Below are 19,549 nucleotides of genomic sequence, written 5' to 3' on the forward strand. Positions count from 1 at the left end.
TGAGTCGGTGTACTTCCGGCTGAGGGCGCTACCGTTCTTGTGCGAGCGATCTGACTGACCGACTATGACCTACGGCGCGCCCTCCGCTCCAACTGGTCTAGAAATGTGACGATCGCCTTTACGGTTTTGTTGACCAGCACGCTCGTCGGGCTGGCGATCAGTTTGTACTTTCGCGTTTGGACCTTGATGCTGGTGTCGCCGCTGATCGCGGTGATCGCGGCAATCGTGCTCCAATCCGACGGCTATGCGTTTGCCACCGGCGCCCCGATCGTCGTCGCCTGCCTCGCATTCAACCAGATCGCCTATCTCGCCGGCGCTGTGCTCTCACCGGACAGTGACGGCTCAATTGCGGAAGAAGTCGACGGCATTCCAGGCGGCCGCCGCGAGCACAAGGTCCACGGCCAGAACGAGTAGCACCAGGCCGAACCAGGAAGGACCCTTGCCCCGCAAGCGCAGCGAGACCGAATGCTTGCTCGTGACCTTAGTGGCATCTTCCTTGAGCACAGAACGCATTGCAGGACACCCTAATCCTGATCGTCGTCTTCGATCATCCTGGCGATCGACGAGCAAGAGTGATGCCAGCAGCGTGGTGTCAGTGGGGAGCAAGCGTGGCGGGACTTTGACCGGCGCGATCGTCACGCAACAGGATCAAGTCGGATCGATGACCGGCTTGATCCTGCGCGCGTTGGCTCAAAACGTAACGGCCCTTAAGCCGCCTGCTTCTTCGGCGGGAAGCGGCCGTAGAAGGTCTCGCCCTTGGCCGCCATCTCCTCGAGCAGCTTCGGCGGCGTGAAGCGCGAGCCGTATTTCTTCTCGAAGGCGTGGCAGAGCGCGACGAAGTTCTTGGTGCCCATGAAGTCGATATAGGACAGCGCACCGCCCGTGAACGGCGCGAAGCCGAAGCCCAGGATCGAGCCGACATCGGCCTCGCGCACGTCGGTGATGACGTGATCCTCGACGGTGCGCGCGGCTTCCACCGCCTGCACCACCAGGAAGCGCTGCTTCAATTCCTCGACGCTGAGCGTATCGGGATCGAGCTGCTTGGGCTGCAGGTTGGCCAGTCCCGGCCACAGGCTCTTCTGACCCTTGCCCTTCTCAGGATAGTCGTAGAAGCCCTTGCCGTTCTTGCGGCCGAAGCGGCCCTGTTTCTCGACCATCTCGACCATCAGCTTCTTCTGTGCCTGGTCGATCGCGTTGGGACCGAGATCGGCCTCGGTCGCCTTGGTGATCTTCAGCCCGAGGTCGAGCGCGACCTCGTCCTGCAGCGACAGCGGTCCGACCGGCATGCCGGCGATCTTGGCGGTGTTCTCGATCATCGCCGGCGGCACGCCTTCGAGCAGCATCTCATTGCCCTCGGAGATGTAGCGCATCACGCAGCGGTTGGCGAAGAAGCCACGGGAATCGTTCACCACGATCGGCGTCTTGCCGATGGCGCGGACGTAGTCGAGCGCGGTCGCGAGCGCGACGTCGCCGGTGTTCTTGCCCAGGATGATCTCGACCAGCATCATCTTCTCGACCGGCGAGAAGAAGTGGATGCCGATGAACTTGCCCTGGTCCTTGAACTCCTCGGCCAGCGAGTTGATCGGCAAGGTCGAGGTGTTGGAGGCGAAGATCGCGCCCTCCTTCAGCAGCGGCTGCGCCTTGGCATAGGTGTCGGCCTTGACCTTGCGGTCCTCGAACACCGCCTCGATGACGAGGTCGCAATCCCTGATCACGTTGTAGTCCGCAGTGGCCGAGATGCGCGCGAGGATGGCATCGCCCGCCTCCTGCTTCATCCGGCCCTTCGCGACCAGGCCGTCGACCACGGTCTTGGCGTGGCCCTTGCCCTTGTCGGCGCTGTCCTGGTCGCGATCGACCAGCACGACGTCGATGCCAGCCTGCGCCGAGACATAGCCGACGCTGGCGCCCATGAAGCCGGCGCCGATCACGGCGAGCTTCTTGACCTTGGTCGGCGGCACGCCTGCCGGGCGGCGCGCACCCTTGTTCAGCTCCTGCATCGACAGGAACAGCGAGCGGATCATCGCCGCCGCTTCCTTCGAGCGCAGGATCTGCGTGAAGTAGCGCGACTCGACCCGCAGCGCGGCGTCGATCGGCAGCTGCAGGCCTTCATAGACGCAGCTCATGATGGCGCGCGCGGCCGGGTAGTTGTCGTAGGTCTCGCGGCGATAGATCGCGTTGCCGGCCGGGAACATCTGCATGCCCACCTTGGAGAAGACGGGGCCGCCGGGCAGCTTGAAGCCCTTCTCGTCCCACGGCGCGACCGCCTTGCCGCCGCCCTTGATCCAGTCCTTCGCGGCCTTGATCAGATCGGCCGCGGGCACCACGGCGTGAATCAGATTGAGCGCCTTGGCGCGGGTCAGATTGACCGCCTCGCCCTTGAGCAGCAATTGCATCGCATCCGCCGGCTGCACGAGACGCGGCACGCGCTGCGTGCCGCCAGCGCCGGGGAACAGGCCGACCTTGATCTCGGGCAGACCGAGGCGAGTCTTGGGGTTGTCGGCCGCGACGCGGTAGTGGCAGGCCAGCGTGATCTCGAAGCCACCGCCGAGCGCGAGGCCGTTGATCGCGGCGACCCACGGCTTGCCCGAGGTCTCGATCGCGCGGAACGATTGCGACATCTGGCGGCTCTGCTCGAACAGCATCTGGTTCGCGGCTTCCTCGCCCTTCTCCTTGAAGAGTTGCGCGTAAGAGCGGTTCATGCCCTCGAGCATCGAGAGGTCGGCGCCGGCGCAGAACGCCTCCTTGGCCGAGGTGATCACGACGCCCTTGATCGCGGCATCGCTGGTCGTCTGCTTGATGATCTCGCCGATTTCCTGGGTCGAGACCTCGTCGAACACGTTCATCGAACGATCGGGGATATCCCAGGTGACGAGCGCAATGCCGTCGGCGTCGACGTCGAACTTGAAATTCTTGTAAGCCATGTTGTTCGCTCCCCTCGCCTCAGACGCGCTCGATGATGGTGGCGGTGCCCATGCCGCCGCCGATGCACAGCGTCACCAGCGCCGTTTCCTTGTTGGTGCGCTCGAGCTCGTCGAGCACGGTGCCGAGGATCATCGCCCCCGTCGCCCCGAGTGGATGGCCGAGCGCGATCGCGCCGCCATTGACGTTGATCTTGGCGTTGTCGATGTCGAACGCCTGGATGTAGCGCAGCACCACCGAGGCGAAAGCCTCGTTGAGCTCGAACAGGTCGATGTCCGACTTCTTCATGCCGGAACGCTCGAACAATTTTTCGGTGACGTCGACCGGGCCGGTCAGCATCATCGCGGGCTCCGAGCCGATATTGGCGAACGCGCGGATTTTTGCCCGCGGCTTCAACCCGTGTTTCGCCCCCGCCTCCTTGCTGCCGAGCAGCACCGCGCCGGCGCCGTCGACGATGCCGGAGGAGTTGCCGGCGTGATGCACGTAGTTGACCTTCTCGACCTCGGGATGCGACTGGATCGCCACCGCATCGAAGCCGGCCATCGCCGCCATCGCCGCGAAGGACGGCTGCAGCTGCGCCAGCGACTGCATCGTCGTGGTTGGGCGCATATGCTCGTCCTTGGCGAGGATGGTCAGGCCGTTGATGTCCTTTACCGGCACTACCGACTTGTTGAAACGGCCCTCGTCCCACGACTTAGCCGCGCGCTGTTGGCTCTGCACCGCATAGGCATCGACGTCATCGCGCGAAAAACCGTATTTGGTCGCGATCAGGTCGGCCGAGATGCCCTGCGGCATGAAATAGGCCGGCACCGCCATCGAGGGATCCATCGGCCAGGCGCCGCCGGAGGCGCCGATGCCGACGCGGCTCATCGATTCCGCGCCGCCGCCGATCACGAGCTCATGCTGGCCGCTCATGATCTGGGCCGCGGCGAAGTTCACGGCATCGAGACCGGAGGCACAGAAGCGGCTGATCTGCACGCCCGGCACCTTCTCGCCGAGACCGGCCTTCAGCGCGGCGAAGCGGGCGATGTCGGAGCCGGCCTCGCCGACCGGATCGACCACGCCGAGCACGACGTCGTCGACGGAGTTCTCGGGCAGATTGTTGCGCTCCTTGAGCGACTTCAGCGGCACTGTGGCGAGCGCCAGCGCGGTGACCTCGTGGAGTGCGCCATCGGCCTTGCCGCGGCCGCGCGGGGTACGAACGTGATCGTAGATGTATGCCTCAGGCATGACGCCCTCCTTGATATGAGGATCATAATATATACGGAAGGAAGCGCCGCCGCACGGGTGCGGCAGCAATTTTCAAGGCTTTCTCGTTTGACGCGTTGTCTTCACGCGAACCGGTATCCACTTCGCTGGAAAACGCTTCAGAACGCTTCCGCGGCCAATTCCATCGTGGTGGCGCTGCCGCTCTGGATCCGGGCCAGATGCACGGCGGTCTCAGGCAGCAGCCTCTCCATGAAGAAGCGGCCGGTCACGAGCTTGGTGTTGAGATAGGGCGTGGCGCCGGCGGCGGCCTTGTCCTGCGCCACCTTGGCCATCTTGGCCCACATGTAGCCGAGCGCGACGAGGCCGAACAATTTCATGAAATCGGTCGCGGCGGCGCCGGCATTGTCGGGTTTGGTCAGCGCGTTCTGCATCAGCCAGCCGGTGGCCTGCTGCAAATGGCCGAGCGCGGTGGAGAGCGGGGTGATGAACGGCTTCATCGCCTCGTCGCTGCCATGCTCCTTGGCGAAGGCGGTGACCTCGCCGAAGAACGCCATCGCGGCGCGGCCGCCATCGCGCGGCAGCTTGCGGCCGACCAGGTCGAGCGCCTGGATGCCGTTGGCGCCCTCGTAGATCATCGCGATGCGGGCATCGCGCACGAACTGCTCCATGCCGTGCTCTGCGATATAGCCGTGGCCGCCGAACATCTGCTGCGCCGAGACCGTGTTGGCGAAGCCGGTGTCGGTCAGAACGCCCTTCAGCACCGGCGTCATCAGGCCCATGTGATCGTCGGCGGCCTGGCGATCCTTCGGGTCGTTGGAGCGGTGCGCGACGTCGCTCTTCAGCGCGGTCCACACCACCATGGCGCGCGCCGCCTCGTTGAAGGCGCGGATGGTGAGCAACGTCCGGCGTACGTCGGGATGCACGATGATCGGATCGGCCGGCTTGTCAGCGGCCTTGGCGCCGGTCAGCGAGCGGCCCTGCAGGCGCTCGCGCGCATAGGCGACCGCGTTCTGATAGGCGACCTCGGATTGCGCGAGGCCCTGCACGGCGACGCCGAGGCGGGCTTCGTTCATCATCACGAACATGCCCTGCATGCCCTTGTTCTCTTCGCCGATCAGCCAACCGGTGGCGTTGTCGTAGTTCATCACACAGGTGGAATTGCCGTGGATGCCCATCTTGTGCTCGATCGAGCCGCAGGTGACGCCGTTGCGCTGGCCGAGCGAGCCGTCGGCATTGACCAGCACCTTCGGCACGACGAACAGCGAGACACCCTTGATGCCGGCCGGTGCGCCTTCGATGCGCGCCAGCACCAGATGGATGATGTTGTCGGCAAGATCGTGCTCGCCGGCGGAGATGAATATCTTGGTGCCCGTGATATTGAAGCTGCCGTCGGCCTGGCGCACCGCCTTGGTGCGCAGCAGGCCGAGATCGGTGCCGCACTGCGGCTCGGTCAGGTTCATGGTGCCGGTCCACTCGCCGGCGATCATCTTCGGCACATAGGTCTTCTTCTGCTCGGGGGTGCCGTGCACCAGCAGCGCCGCGGTCGCGCCCATGGTCAACCCGCCATACATCGAGAACGCCATGTTGGCGGAGATCTGGAATTCGTTGACCGCCTGGGAGAGCGTCACCGGCAGGCCCTGGCCGCCAAATTCGGTCGGCGCCGACAGGCCGAGCCAGCCGCCTTCGGCGACCTGCTTGAAGGCGTCCTTGAAGCCCTTCGGGGTGGTGACGCTGCCGTCGTCATTGCGCTTGCAGCCCTCGAGATCGCCGGTGCGATTGAGCGGCTGCAGCACCTCTTCGCTGAGCTTGGCGGCTTCGCCGAGGATCGCCTCGCGGACATCGGCCGACGCATCGGTGAAGCCGGGAAGATTGCCGTAACGATCGATCTGGAAGACGTCGTTCAAGAGGAAGCTGACGTCTTCGACGGGGGCTCTGTAGGTCGGCATGCTGATCTCCCGGCTGGCTCGCGGTCGCACGCGCGACCGATGCTGCGCAGCTTGTCGTTGGGTTTGTTGGAACGGACCTTATCCGGTTCCGGAGGTCCGCGGCAGGTCCTAGCGAGACTGTGATTGCGACGTTGCGCCGCTCTGCTTCATCAACTCCTCGCCCATCATCCGATGCAGCAGGTTGATCGCCTTGAGCGGGCGCACCATCACCTTGAAATGCGTGATCCGGCCGTCACCATCGAACGTGATGATGTCGACGCCGTTGAGCTTGATGCCGTCGATCTCGTTCTCGAACTCGAGCACTGCGCCGGTGTCGCTCTGCCACTCGCCGAGATATTTGAAGGTCGGCCCGCCGAGCACCTTGGCGGCGCTGGTCAGATATTTGAAGGTGATGTCGCGGCCGCGCTGCGGCGTGTGCACGACCGGGCTTTCGAACACCGCGTCGGGATGCAGCAGATCCCACAGAGCGGCGGTGTCGTGGGACTTCATGTAGGCGTACCACTTGTCGAGGCCCGGCTTGCTCATTCGGACGTCTCCTGCGGCAGGGGGTTTAAGAAGCCTGAACATCGGCCGCGCGCGACAAGGCGGCACGCCGATCACCATATGCATATTGACGCATATGCACAGTAACGCATAAAGTCAAGCGAGCTTCAGAATGGCCTTCCTGGGAACTGAGATGGAGGTGGGCGTTGGCACTCGGTGACGCAATCCTCGCCTGCCTGACGGAACGTCCGATGACGGGCTATGAGCTCGCCAAGACGTTCGACGCCTCGATCGGCTTCTTCTGGAAGGCCGACCATCAGCAGATCTATCGCGAGCTCTCCCGGCTGCGCGACAAGGGCCACGTCCAGGGTCGGGAGGTGGTGCAATCCGGCAAGCCGAACAAGTTGGTCTACACCCTGACGGCCGAGGGCCGCGCGGCGCTGAAGCACTGGGCGGCGCGGCCGAGCGTTCCGCCCTCGATCAAGGACGATCTTCTCGTCCGGCTCTACGCGCTCGACTGCGTCGACATCGAGCCGCTGCGCACCGACCTGATGGCGCGGCTGGAGCATCACCGCGACCGCTATGAGCGCTACGAGCGCCTGCTCAACAAGCGCTTCCCCGACGGCACGGCGCCGCCGGCCGATGTCGGCAAGATGCTCAGTCTGCGCCTCGGGATGCGCCACGAGCACATGGTGGTGGAGTGGTGCGAGGAGGCGCTCGACGCGCTGTCGGCGATGTCCGGCCGCAGCAATGTGCTGCCGCTCGACGACGGCAAGCGCGAAGGCAACGGCTAGAAACAAATCTCGTGCTTTGCGCGTGCCGTCACGCGCCGCGGAATCCGCTTTGCCGGAAAGCGATAGGCATGTCCTGATCCGGCGCAACAGGTTCCCGGATTCCCTAACTTTAAGGCCCGCCGGCTGCATTCCTTAACCCGTTATTTACCGTGACGGGAAAAAGTCAGCAGCTGAAGCAGACGACCAGCGCAGAATTCGATTGTCTCTTAACGGGAATGCGCGGGGAGGCTGCGGGCGCAGGGTGTAGCGCCGGAGTCGGGACCGGACGGAATCATGAATTCGCGCGTATCGTGGAGTGTTGACGGCATCGATCCCTCCGTCCGCGACAGGGCCGAAGCGGCTGCGCGCCGCGCCGGCATGTCGCTGAACGACTGGCTGAACTCCACCGTCGGCGAACCGAGCCCGCCGGATTGGCGCATGGAGCAACGGCAGCCGATGCCGAGCCGGGAAAGCCGCGAGGTCGCCGACATCCATCAGCGGCTCGATGCGATCACCCGCCAGATCGAACAGATTGCAAAACCGTTGTCGCGCGCCGAAGCCGTGCGCGCCGAAGTACCGCGCGGCCAGCCCGCCGTCGCACGGCAGCTGAACGACGCGATTTCGCGCCTCGATGCGCGGCTGTCGCAAATTTCGCGACCGCAGCCGGCGCGGGAGCCGCAGCCCCAGCCGATGCGTGAAGCGCAGATGCAGCGGGAGCCGCAGATGCAGGACCGGCAACTGCAAGACCGGCAACTGGAAGAGAGGCTGCGCCAGGCGGAAGCGGTCGAGCGCGCCGCAGCCCAGGTCTACCGCCCCTCGCCGCCACTGAGCCCGGCGTCGTTCGATTCCGCGATCGCGGAGATCGCCGCGCGCCAGAACGAGCTCGACGCCCCCCCGTCACGGCAGATGCCGCCGCGCAGCGCGCCTGCGATGCCGCAATCGGCGCCGCCGATGGCCGCCTACGCGCCGCCGCCCGCGGCACCGGCCGGGCCCGACTTCTCCTCGCTCGAGCGGCATTTGCTCAAGATCACGAGCCAGATCGAGGCGCTGCAGCGGCCCGACCATGTCGAGCAGTCGATCGCCTCGTTCCGCGGCGAGCTGGCGGAGATCCGCCAGGCCATCACCGAGGCGATGCCGCGGCGTGCGATCGAATCGATCGAGAACGAGATCCGCTCGCTGCATCACCGGATCGACGAGATCCGCCAGGACAGCAGCAACGGCCGCGACCAATCCCACGTGATCACCGGCATCGAACGCGCGCTGTCGGAAATCCGCGAGGCACTGCGCACGCTGACGCCCGCCGAGCAGCTCACCGGCTATGACGAGGCGATCCGCAACCTCGGCGGCAAGCTCGACATGATCCTGCGCGCCAACGACGATCCGTCGACGGTGCATCAGCTCGAGAGCGCGATCGCCGCGCTGCGCGCCATCGTCTCCAATGTCGCCTCCAACGACGCGCTGCTGCAGCTCTCCGGGGACGTGCATGCGCTGGCCGCGAAGGTCGACCAGCTGTCGCAGATGTCGCGCGGTGAATCCTACGGCGACGCTTTCGCCGGGATCGAGCAGCGCATTGCCGCATTGGCCTCGACGCTGGAGACCCGCGAGCGGCCGAGCGGCTATGACAACACCGACGCCATCGAGGGCGCGCTGCGCTCGCTGTCGGAGCGGATCGACCGCCTGCAGGTCGGCAATGACAGCTCGTCGGCGTTCACCCATCTCGAACAGCGTGTCTCCTACCTGCTCGAACGCCTGGAGTCCGCGGACCAGCGCTCCGGCAATCTCGGCCGGGTCGAGGAAGGGCTGCATGACATCATGCGGCACCTCGAGGCGCAGCACGCCCATATCGCCTCGCTCGCCGACGCCACCCGCAACACCGTCAATACGGCCTCGCCGCAGCCGATGATGGACAGCGGCATCGTCGACCTGGTCAAGCGCGAACTGTCCGACATCCGCTTCAGCCAGTCGGAGACCGATCGCCGTACCCAGGATTCGCTGGAGACCGTTCACAACACGCTCGGCCATGTCGTCGATCGGCTGGCGATGATCGAGAACGATCTGCGCACGGTGCGCACCGCGCCGCCGCCGGCCCCGACACCGGCCGAACCGCGGATGGAAGCGCCGCGGATGGAGATGCCGCGCGCGGCGATGCCGCAGCCGATCGCGCAGCCCCAACCTGAATCCTACAGGCCTGAATCGTACCGGCCCGAATTGCCCAATCCTGCGCTGGCGCAGGAGCACTTCATGTCCGCGCCGCGCGAATTCCATGCCGCGCAGCCGGTCGAGACCGCGCCGCCGCCGCTGCCGCCGCGCGCGATCAGCGAGATCCTGGAGCCGCATGCCGCCTCCGCGCGCGCTGCGATCGCACCGGAACTGCCGCCGGATCATCCGCTCGAGCCGGGTACCCGCCCGTCGGGCCGCGCGTCGTCGCCGTCGGAGCGGATCGCGGATTCCGAGCGTGCGATCAGCGATCTTCCCGCTGGCAAGAAGGAGCCGGTCTCGACCTCGAGCTTCATCGCCGCCGCGCGCCGTGCTGCGCAGGCCGCCGCCGCGCAACCCGTCAACGACAAGGCGGCGCGGGCAGCAAGCAAGGCCGCAGCCAAGGCCAAGGAGAAGGCCGACAAGGCCGCGAAGGCCGCCGCCGGCAAGGCTGGTGCGCCGGCGACTGGCGCGCCGGCGACTGGCGCGCCGGCGACTGGCGCGCCGGAGGCCCAGCCTTCGACCATCACCTCCAAGATCCGCTCGCTGCTGGTCGGCGCGAGCGTGGTCGTGATCCTGCTCTCGACCGCCAAGATGGCGATGAATCTGCTCGACACCAGCTCCGCGCCGCAGGCGCCGGCGATCGAGCACAGCCAGCCGGCCGCGCCGCCCGTGCAGCCGCCCGCCGAGAATTCTGTTGCTCCTGCGCCGTCCAGTGCACCCGGGCCGTCAGTGCCTGGGCCGTCGATGACCTCGCCGACCCCGCTCGGCCGCCAATCCAACAACACGGCGGCGCCGAATACGCTCGACAGCGCGCAGGTGACGATCCCTCAGGCGCCCGCACCCGCCGCGGCGCCGGAGCCGGCCGCAGCACCCGTCGCCGCCGCCAGCGATATCACCGGCACGATTCCGACCGCGCCGCCGCTCGGCGGCAAGCTCGCCATGGTCCAAATTCCGGCAGGCGAGAAGCTGCCCGACGCGATCGGAGGTCCGGCGCTGCGCACGGCTGCGATCAAGGGCGATGCGGCCGCGGCCTATGAGGTCGGCGTCCGCTTTGCCGAGGGCAAGGGCGTGCCCGCCAATGTCGACGAGGCCGCCAAATGGTATGGCCGTGCGGCACAGGCCGGCGTGGTGCCCGCGATGTTCCGGCTCGGCACCTTCTACGAGAAGGGCCTCAGCGTGAAGCGCGACTTCGATGTCGCACGGCGCTACTACGTGCAGGCCGCGGAGCGCGGCAACGCGAAGGCGATGCATAACCTCGCCGTGCTCGACGCCGATGGCGGCGGCAAGGGCGCCGATTACAAGAGCGCCGCGCAGTGGTTCCGCAAGGCCGCCGATCGCGGCGTCGCCGACAGCCAGGTCAACCTCGGTATCCTGTACGCCCGCGGTATCGGGGTCGAACAGAACCTCGCCGAGTCCTTCAAATGGTTCAGCCTCGCGGCTGCGCAGGGCGACGCCGACGCCGGCCACAAGCGCGACGATATCGCCAAGCGGCTCGATCCGCAGTCGCTGGCTGCAGCGAAGCTTGCGATCCAGACCTTCACCCCGGAGCCGCAGCCGAGCGATGCAGTCAACGTGCCGGCCCCGGCTGGCGGCTGGGACGGCGCCCCTGTGCAGCCCGCCGCAGCGAAGTCGGTCAAGCCCCCGTCGAAGCGAACCGCGGCGCTGGCCGCACACTGATATCTCACTTATTTGAAAACAGCTGCGGCGCGTTGACGGCGCCGTTGTCCTATCCCTCCGCCCTTCCGCCGTGTAGACAAGCGAAAACCCCGCGCCAATGGCGCACGCGTTCCGGAGGGCAGGCTTGTCTGTCGACGATCGTCAGGATGATGGAACGGGCCATCGTTCGTCGCCGACCGGCCCCCGCGTCGCGCCGCCGCGCCAGACGCCGTCGCCGTTTGCCGCGCCTCCCAAGGCTGCGCCTTCCCCTCCGCCCCCGCAAGGACAAGGGAATGCGGCGTCACCGCCCCGCACCTTCCGGTTCTCGCTCTGGTCCGTCATCATTTTCGTGCTGTTGTCGTCCAGCGTCGCCATTCAGGCCTATCGCGACCTGTCGAAGCCAGGCGCCTGGGACTTCTGGCGCGAGACCTACATCGCGGCGAGCATGAATTCGGCGGTGATTCCCGATGTCGACATCGACGGGTCGGGCCGCGGCCGGCGTGCGCTTGCGATCAGCGGCAAGATCGGCTCGGCCAGCGCGAGCTGGTTCCGCGACCGGCTCAGCGAGGCGCGTCTCGCACCTGGCGATGCCGTGCTGCTGTCGTCGCAGGGCGGTGCGCTGAACCAGGCCGCGATCATGGGCGAGGTCATCCGCACACATGGGCTCGTCACCGCCGTCGCCACGTCAGATCCATCCGGCAAGCTCCGCCCCGCGGCCTGCGCCAGCGCCTGCGTGCTGGTCTATGCCGGCGGCCAGACTCGCTATGGCATCGCGGGCTCGCGGCTCGGCGTGCATCGCTTCACGACCAGCGCACCGGTCAGCGATCCGCTCGCCGAGGCGCAACGCATCCAGGGCATGGTGCTCGGCTACATGACCAAGATGGGCGTCTCCTCCGGGATCGTGGAGGCGATGTCGCAGACCTCGGATATCCGCTGGCTGAGCCCGAAGGAAGCGCTTGCGCTGAACCTGATCACCAAGCCGGTCGATCGGCCCTGAGCCGACAGCGGCGTCATTAATCTGAATTATCAACCACGTGCACAGCCGAGCGGCCACGTGCGGCGAAAAATGCCACCCGGGACGGAATCTTTAGTCCCTCCCCTCGCCGATTTCGGTTATGCAAGAACGCGGCAATCGACCCGCGTTCGCCTGCTTCTTGCGCGCCGACCGGATTCGTTCAGCCGGAGAATGCCCGACCAGAACGACATCACGCCGTGATGCGGCCTTGCGCCCCAGCATGTGGCGAACCGACAAGAAGCGACGCGCGTGCAGCTCTACCTCCCGATCGCCGACATTCCGGTCAATGTCTTCCTCATCCTGGCGATGGGCGCGGCGGTTGGATTCGTCTCCGGCATGTTCGGGATCGGCGGCGGCTTCCTGATGACGCCGCTCTTGATCTTCGTCGGCATCGCGCCCGCGGTCGCGGTCGCCTCGGTCGCGAGCCACATCGCGGCCTCCTCGTTCTCCGGCGCGATCTCCTATTGGCGCCGGCGGGCGATCGACCCGCTGCTGGCGGCGGTGCTGCTGGTCGGCGGCACACTCGGCACCGCGCTCGGGGTGTGGACCTTCACCTTCCTGCGCTCGCTCGGCCAGCTCGACCTGATGATCGCGCTGTCCTACGTCATCCTGCTGACCACGGTCGGCGGGCTGATGTTCTGGGAAGGCCTGCGCGCGATGCTGCGCTCCCGGCGCGGCGGCCCGGTCACGCTGCGCAAGCCCGGCAGCCATGGCTGGATCCACGGCCTGCCGCTGAAGCTGCGCTTCAAGCGCTCCAAGATCTATCTCTCGGTCATCCCGGTGGTCGTGGTCGGGCTGGTGATCGGCTTCATCGGCGCCGTGATGGGCATCGGGGGCGGCTTCATCCTGGTGCCGCTGATGATCTATGTGCTGCGGGTGCCGACCTCGACCGTGATCGGCACCTCGATGGTGCTGACCCTCGTCACCATGGTGTTCGCCACCATGCTGCACGCGGTGACCAACCATCTGGTCGACGCCGTGCTGGCGCTGATCCTGATGATCGGCGGCGTCACCGGCGCGCAGTTCGGCGCCCGCGCCGGCCAGAAGATCCGCGGCGAGCACCTGCGCCTGTTGCTCGGCCTGCTCGTGCTCGCGGTCGGCATCCGCTTTGCCGTCGAGCTGGTGATCCGGCCGCAGGACCTGTTCAGCATCCGCGAAACCGGCGGAGCCCCACCATGAGGTGGCGTACGCCGCTTGCGATCATGGGCCTCGTCGCCGCCAGCCTGGCGACGGTCCCGGCGCGGGCGGAGCGGCTGATCGTGTCGGTCTCCAACCACCGCGTCACGGTGACGCCGAACTATTCCGGCGGCGAGCTCGTGCTGTTCGGCTCGGTCGAGAAGGACGACAAGACACCACCCAATCGCAACAATTACGACCTCGTCGTCACCGTGTCCGGCCCGCGCGCCGACATGGTGACGCGGCGCAAGGAGCGCAAATTCGGGATCTGGATCAACACCGACTCGCGGCAGTTCCTGCAGGTGCCGGGCTATCTCGCGCTGTTCTCCAATCGCCCGTTCGACCAGATCGCCTCGCCGGAGGTGCAGCGGCGGCAGCAGCTCGGGCTCAACAACGTGCTGCTGATGCAGCGGGTCGGACCCGACTTTGCCGACGTGGTGCCGAACGATCCGTTCCGCAGCGCTTTCGTCCGGCTGCGCTCCGAACACGGACTGTACCGCGAGGCGACCTCCGCGGTGACGTTCCTGACGCCGACTCTGTTCCGGACCGGCATTCCGCTGCCGGCGGAGGTGCCGATTGGCACCTACAATGTCGAGATCAAGCTGTTCTCCGACGGCGCGCTGGTGACCAAGACCGAGACCGCCTTCGAGATCGTCAAGGTCGGCTTCGAGCAGTTCGTCGCCACCACCGCGCGGCAGAACGGCCTGGTCTACGGCCTCGTCACCGCGTTCATGGCGCTGATGACCGGCTGGATGGCCTCGATCGTGTTCCGCAAGGATTGATCTAGCCAGCCGCGCTCGCGAACGCATCGCTCAGGATCGAGAGACCAAGATCGATCTCCTCATCGCTGATCGTCAGCGGCGGAGCGATACGGAGGACGCTGCCCATGCCCGGCAACTGCACGATGTTGGTGCTCAGTCCGAGCTCCAGGCAGCGCTGCGACACACGTGTGCCCAGCGCTTCGTCAGGCTCCTTGCTGAAGCGGTCGCGCACGATCTCGATGCCTTGCATCAGCCCCCTGCCGCGGACGTCGCCGATACATTCGAACCGGTTCTGCAGCGCGAGCAGCCCGTCCCTCAGCCGCGCGCCCGCGATCCCGGCGCGCTCGACCAGTCGGTCGCGCAGGATGATCTCGATGACCTTCAGCCCGACCGCGGCCGGCATCGGGTCCGACACATGTGTCGTGTAGAACAGGAAGCCGCGTTCGTAACAGCGCTCCTCGATCTCGGCCGAGGTGATGACCGCGGCCAAAGGCAGGCCGGCCCCGAGCGTCTTCGACAGGGTCAGGATATCAGGCACGACATCATCGCGCTCGAAGGCGAACATCGCGCCGGTTCGCCCGAGGCCGGTCTGAGCCTCGTCGACGATCAGCAGCATGCCGCGCGCGCGGCACAGCTCCTTCAGCGCTGCGAGATAGCCCTCCGGCAGATCGATCAACCCGCCGGAGCTCAGGATCGGCTCGGCGATCATGCAGGCGAGCGCGCCGGTCGATTGGCGGTCGACGAGATCGAAGGCGTAGGCCAGCTCGGCCCGCCAATCCGACGTGTTGCCGAAGCGGGGACGATAGAGATTGGGCGTCGGGATCGCGAGCGAGCCAACAGGCGCCGGACCATAGCCCTTGCGGCCGGCCGAATAGGTCGCCCCGGCCGCGCCCGATGTCATGCCATGCCAGGACTGCGCGAACGCAACGGTCTCGAAGCCGCCGGTGGCGAGCTTGGCCATCTTGATGGCCGCCTCGTTCGACTCAGCCCCCGTGCTCAGCAGCATGACGCGATCGAGCCCCGGCGGCAGCAGGCCCGCGAGCTGTTCGGCGAGCGCGACGACCGGGCGCGTCAGCATGCCGCTGAACAGGTGATCGAGCCGTTCGGCATGCTCACCGATGGTCTTGACGATCTCCGGGTGGCCGTGGCCAAGCACCGCGCTCATCTGCCCGGACGTGAAATCCAGGATGGCACGGCCGTCGGCGTCATAGACGAAGGACCCGGAGACGCGCTCGATGATCACAGGCGCGAACGTCCCGCCATAGCGGATGAGGTGACGCCGCGCGCGATCCCAAAAGGATTTGTCGTCATTTCCGCCCATGCCCGTTCCCTTGCTGCTCCGCCGCCCCGATGAGAGACCTTCGCAGCACATCTTATGCGCGCGACACAGCAAGGACATTGCGATTTGAGATGCATTTGATTCCATCTTCTGCGATCAATTGCGCAAAAGACGGAAAACACGAAAGAAATGGGAACCGCGATCGTGATCGACGAGATGGACCGCAAGATCCTCGACGTGCTGCAGGTCGAGGGGCGCATCACAAATCTCGAGCTGGCGGAACGGATCGGCCTCTCGTCTGCCCCCTGCATGCGACGGGTCCGGACCCTGGAGGAGACCGGCGTCATCAATTCCTATGTGGCGCTGGTGGACGCTGCACGAATTGGTCTCGGGTTCGACGTGATCGTCGAACTCCGTCTCAAGCAGCAAAACAGGGAATCCTTCGGGCGCTTCGAGAAGAAGGTGATCGGCCTTCCGGAGGTCGTCGAGTGCTGCATGATCGCCGGCGACTGGGACTACGCGCTGCGGGTCGTGTCCTCAGATCTTGCAAGCTATCAATCGTTCATCCTCGACCGCCTGATGCATCCGGACACCGATATCGCGAGCTACCGCACGACCATCATCCTGCGCAAGGTCAAGTCGACGACGAAGATCGATAGCTCGCTGTTCTGATCGCAAGGATCAAACAAGGATCATACAAGCATCCCAACCCCCATCGCGATCACGCTGAGCGCCATCGCGCCGGTCGATAGCCAGCCGAGCCAGTAGAGCCACCCGCCGATCACGAAGCGTCCCATGACTTCCTTGTGACGGGCCATGACCATCAGCAGCACCATCACCGGCACCGCGAGCACGCCGTTGACGACGGCGCTCCAGTACAGCGCCGAGATCGGATCGATCGGGGTGAAGTTGAGCGCGATGCCGATGGCGCCCGACAGCGCCAGAACCGAATAGAACGCCATCGCCTCCTTCGGCTTGCGCGCCAGTCCAACCGGCCATCGCCGGCCTTCGCCGACCGCATACGCCGTCGCGCCTGCGAGCACCGGGATCGCCAAGAGGCCCGTGCCGACGATGCCGAGCGCGAAGATCACCTCGGCAAACGGCCCGGCGATCGGGCGCAGCGCCTCGGCGGCCTGCGCCGAGGTCTGGATATCGGTCTTGCCCGCGGCGTGCAGCGATGCGGCTGCGGTGACGATGATCGACAGCGCGATCAGGTTGGAAAACGCCATGCCGGTGATGGTGTCGGCACGGATGCGGGAAAACTCTTTGCGTGCGCCGTAGTGCTTCTCGATCAACGGATGCTTGGTGACATCGACCCGCTGCTCCTCCGCCTCCTGCGAGGCTTGCCAGAAGAACAGATAGGGCGAGATGGTCGTGCCGAAGATCGCCACGATGGTGGTGAAATAATCGGAGCTCCAGGTCAGGCGCGGGATAAGCACGCCGGCCAGCGCCTCTGTCCACGATACTTTGGCAAAGGCGAGCGCCGCGACATAGGCGAACAGGCTGAGCGTCAGCCATTTCAGGACGGCGACATAGCGGCGGTAGTTCATGAAGATCTGCGCCGCGACCGAGGTCACGCCGAACAGCAGGACATAGAGAATGGCCGGACCTCCGATCAGGAGCCTGGTGGCGTCCGCCATGGCCGAGAGATCGGCGGCGATGTTGACGGTGTTGGCGATGAACAGCAGCGTCACCGCGATGATCAGCAGCCAGCCCGGATAATGCTTGCAGACGTTGCCGGCGATGCCGTGCCCGGTGACACGCCCGACCCGCGCCGAAATCTCCTGGATCGCGGTCATCAGCGGGAAAGTCAGCAACATGGTCCAGCCGATGCCGTAGCCGAGTTGCGCGCCGGCCTGGCTGTAGGTGCCGATACCAGACGGATCGTCGTCGGAGGCCCCGGTGATCAGGCCGGGGCCGAGCGACTTCACAACGCGGTTGAAGCTGAACGGCTCGCGCCGCGGCTTGTCGGCCGACAGGCTGCGGGACTTGTCCTGTTCTCGCGAGATCTTCCTCTGCCGTGTCATGTCCTGGTCCGACCATCGCTACAACGGCGCGGACACCGGCAGGGTTCCAAAGATGAAACCCGCGGCGCGCTCACGGTCGCGACGCGGGCGGTCAATCCGCTGACGGCGGCCTCACGGCTGCCGTCAGCGATGCACGCTCATGCCGCGCTCGCCTTGGCCGGCGCTGTGGGGCGGGTCACCAGGTAAATGCCGAGCGCGACCGGAATGATCCCGAGCAGATCGCGAAATTCGACATGCTCGCCGAGCACGAGATAGGCGAACAGCATGCCGAGCGGCGGCATCAGGAAGTGATAGGCGCTTGCAGCGGTCGCGCCACACACCTTCAGGAGATGAAACCAGAGCAGATAGGCGAGGATCGAACCGCCGAGCACGAGGAAGGCGAAGGCGCCGGCAAGCCGCATGCTCGGTACGATATCGCCGACGCTGGAGAGCGTGAAAGCGAACGGCATCACCGCAAGGCCACCGGCGATGTTCTGGATGCCGTTGCCGATCCACAGGCTGCCCTTCGGCGCCAGCAGCTTGAACAGGACGGTGCCGGCGACGATCGAGGCGAGCGAAGCCAACGTGAAGAGGATGCCGTGCGGACTATCGGTGCCGACCTTCAACCGATGCCAGACGATGAAGGCGACGCCGACGATGCCGAGCACGAGACCAACCACCTTGCGCAAGGTCATGGTCTCGCCGAGGAACATCGCGGCCAGCATCGCGGTGAACACCGGATTGGCCGAGACGATCAGCGCGCCGAGCCCGGCTGAGACCGTCTTCAGGCCGGTATAGCCGAGGCCAAGATAGAGCGCGTTGTTGGCGACGCCGAGCACGGCGAACACCGCCGCATCGCGCCAGCTGAGGTCCCATTGATCCCGGCGCAGCAAGGAGATGCCGAGGATCAGGACGCCTGCAAGCGAGAATCGCGCGGCGAGCAGGATCAGCGGCGGGCAATCGGTGACGCCGATCTTGCCGGCGACGAACGCGTAGCTCCACAGCAGGCAGAACAGGGCGATCAGCAGCGGCAGGGTGTTGAAGCGGGTGCGGGGGACGGACATTGAGGTTGCGGCGGGCGAGCTTGCAGAGGACATGGCAATTTCTCCTTCGCCCGATGATCTAGGCCCGCGCCTTGTCATTTGGAAATTAAATGATAGACTGGATTCCAGTGGATTTATGAATGGAGGCTGCGATGCTCGACCTGGAGCTCCTGCGCAGTTTCGTCTCGGTGGTCGATGCCGGCGGCTTCACCCGCGCCGGAGAGCGCGTCCACCGCACGCAATCGACGGTGAGCCAGCAGATCAAGCGTCTGGAGGAGGATGTCGGCCAGCCACTCCTGATCCGCAGCGGCAAGGACGTCACCCCGACGGAAGCCGGCGAGCGGCTGCTGACCTATGCGCGGCGGCTGCTGTCGCTCGCGGAAGAAGCCCGCGATGTGCTCTCGCGCCCCGGCAGCGAAGGCGCGATCCGGATCGGCATCACCGAGGATTTTGCCGCCTACCGGCTGACGAGATTGCTTGCGACTTTCGCGCGCAGCCATCCGACCCTGCGGCTCGACGTGCGCTCGGGCCAGAGTCTGTTCCTGTACCGCGACCTGGAGCGCGGCGATCTCGACCTCGCACTGATCAAGCGCGCCGCCAGCGAAAAGGGCGGCATCGCGGTGTGGCCGGAACGGGTGCACTGGGTCACCAGCAAGGGCCATCCGCGCGACACAACGACCGGCTCGGTGCCGCTGATCGGCTTCGGTTCAGGTTGTCTTTATCGCGCCCATGCCATCCATGCGCTGGAGCGCGCGGGCCGCAACTGGCACATGGCCTACACCTCCTCCAGCCTCGCCGGCATCCAGGCCGCGGTTGCCGCGGGCCTGGGCTTAAGCATCCTGTCCGAGATGTCGATCCAGGCCGAGCATCGCGTGCTGACGGCGAAGGATGGCTTTGCGCCGATCGAGCGCACCGAAGTCGCCCTTGTCGCCACTCCCGAAGCCAGCCCCGCAACATTGCGACTGGCGGATCGGCTGGCGGAATATTGCGAGAGCGTGCAGGCGAAGGCGGCGTAGCGCTCGTACTTCTATCCTCCCCTGGAGGGTAGGGGAATCGCATATGGCTGTGGAGTAGTGTTGCCAAG

At 65.9% G+C, this 19,549-nt stretch carries 15 protein-coding genes; 8 read left to right on the forward strand and 7 right to left on the reverse strand.

Translation table 11 applies throughout. The annotated features are described in order from the left end of the window. Positions 1–162: 162 nt before the first annotated feature. Positions 163–414, forward strand: coding sequence for a hypothetical protein (locus tag CO675_RS36090; protein WP_245453066.1), 252 nt, complete (start codon positions 163–165; stop codon positions 412–414). A gap of 293 nt (positions 415–707) precedes the next feature. On the opposite strand, the gene CO675_RS36095 is transcribed toward CO675_RS36090, so the two are convergent. From CO675_RS36095 to CO675_RS36110, 4 genes are all read right to left on the reverse strand, one after another. Beyond that, positions 708–2,921 carry a 3-hydroxyacyl-CoA dehydrogenase NAD-binding domain-containing protein gene (locus CO675_RS36095; protein ID WP_097676639.1) on the reverse strand — a complete coding sequence of 738 codons (2,214 nt, stop codon included), beginning with the start codon at positions 2,919–2,921 and terminating at the stop codon, positions 708–710. Positions 2,922–2,940: 19 nt separating this feature from the next. Next, entirely contained in the window at positions 2,941–4,149 is a 1,209-nt protein-coding gene (locus CO675_RS36100; protein WP_097676640.1) for an acetyl-CoA C-acetyltransferase, read from the reverse strand. 137 nt (positions 4,150–4,286) lie between these two features. Beyond that, complete coding sequence (locus tag CO675_RS36105) at positions 4,287–6,074, reverse strand: acyl-CoA dehydrogenase C-terminal domain-containing protein (RefSeq protein ID WP_097676641.1); 1,788 nt, start codon at positions 6,072–6,074, stop codon at positions 4,287–4,289. A gap of 108 nt (positions 6,075–6,182) precedes the next feature. Beyond that, positions 6,183–6,599, reverse strand: a complete 417-nt coding sequence (locus tag CO675_RS36110; RefSeq protein ID WP_050406310.1) for a nuclear transport factor 2 family protein — start codon at positions 6,597–6,599, stop codon at positions 6,183–6,185. Positions 6,600–6,763: 164 nt separating this feature from the next. Here CO675_RS36110 and CO675_RS36115 point away from each other — a divergent pair, with 164 nt between their 5' ends. The 5 genes from CO675_RS36115 to CO675_RS36135 all read left to right on the forward strand — a co-directional run bounded on the left by CO675_RS36115 (position 6,764) and on the right by CO675_RS36135 (position 14,158). Next, a complete protein-coding gene (locus CO675_RS36115; RefSeq protein WP_097676642.1) occupies positions 6,764–7,351 on the forward strand; it encodes a PadR family transcriptional regulator in 588 nt (195 codons plus the stop codon). A gap of 273 nt (positions 7,352–7,624) precedes the next feature. Then, on the forward strand, positions 7,625–11,206 hold the full coding sequence (locus tag CO675_RS36120; protein WP_097676643.1) for a tetratricopeptide repeat protein: 3,582 nt from the start codon (positions 7,625–7,627) through the stop codon (positions 11,204–11,206). Between the two features lie 124 nt (positions 11,207–11,330). Next, the gene (locus tag CO675_RS36125; protein ID WP_097676644.1) at positions 11,331–12,182 is read left to right on the forward strand and encodes a COG3904 family protein; all 852 of its coding nucleotides are present in this window, start codon (positions 11,331–11,333) and stop codon (positions 12,180–12,182) included. 267 nt (positions 12,183–12,449) lie between these two features. Further along, a complete protein-coding gene (locus CO675_RS36130; protein WP_097676658.1) occupies positions 12,450–13,379 on the forward strand; it encodes a sulfite exporter TauE/SafE family protein in 930 nt (309 codons plus the stop codon). Next, positions 13,376–14,158 carry a TIGR02186 family protein gene (locus CO675_RS36135; RefSeq protein ID WP_502693439.1) on the forward strand — a complete coding sequence of 261 codons (783 nt, stop codon included), beginning with the start codon at positions 13,376–13,378 and terminating at the stop codon, positions 14,156–14,158. The genes CO675_RS36130 and CO675_RS36135 overlap by 4 nt, the downstream gene beginning before the upstream one ends. Position 14,159: 1 nt before the next feature. On the opposite strand, the gene CO675_RS36140 is transcribed toward CO675_RS36135, so the two are convergent. Next, positions 14,160–15,458, reverse strand: coding sequence for an aspartate aminotransferase family protein (locus CO675_RS36140; protein WP_097676645.1), 1,299 nt, complete (start codon positions 15,456–15,458; stop codon positions 14,160–14,162). A gap of 147 nt (positions 15,459–15,605) precedes the next feature. On the opposite strand from CO675_RS36140, the gene CO675_RS36145 reads away from it, so the two are divergent. Further along, positions 15,606–16,088 (forward strand): Lrp/AsnC family transcriptional regulator, encoded by a 483-nt coding sequence (locus tag CO675_RS36145; protein WP_097676646.1) that lies wholly within the window; start codon positions 15,606–15,608, stop codon positions 16,086–16,088. Positions 16,089–16,108: 20 nt separating this feature from the next. Here CO675_RS36145 and CO675_RS36150 read toward each other — a convergent pair whose 3' ends face one another. Further along, positions 16,109–17,443 (reverse strand): NRAMP family divalent metal transporter, encoded by a 1,335-nt coding sequence (locus CO675_RS36150; protein ID WP_097676647.1) that lies wholly within the window; start codon positions 17,441–17,443, stop codon positions 16,109–16,111. A 137-nt stretch (positions 17,444–17,580) separates the two neighbouring features. Beyond that, positions 17,581–18,519, reverse strand: a complete 939-nt coding sequence (locus CO675_RS36155; protein WP_097676648.1) for a DMT family transporter — start codon at positions 18,517–18,519, stop codon at positions 17,581–17,583. Between the two features lie 98 nt (positions 18,520–18,617). Between CO675_RS36155 and CO675_RS36160 the strand changes: the two genes are divergently transcribed. Further along, on the forward strand, positions 18,618–19,481 hold the full coding sequence (locus tag CO675_RS36160) for a LysR family transcriptional regulator (protein ID WP_097676660.1): 864 nt from the start codon (positions 18,618–18,620) through the stop codon (positions 19,479–19,481). Positions 19,482–19,549: the final 68 nt, after the last annotated feature.

Source organism: Bradyrhizobium sp. C9 (assembly GCF_002532045.1).
Taxonomy (GTDB): domain Bacteria; phylum Pseudomonadota; class Alphaproteobacteria; order Rhizobiales; family Xanthobacteraceae; genus Bradyrhizobium.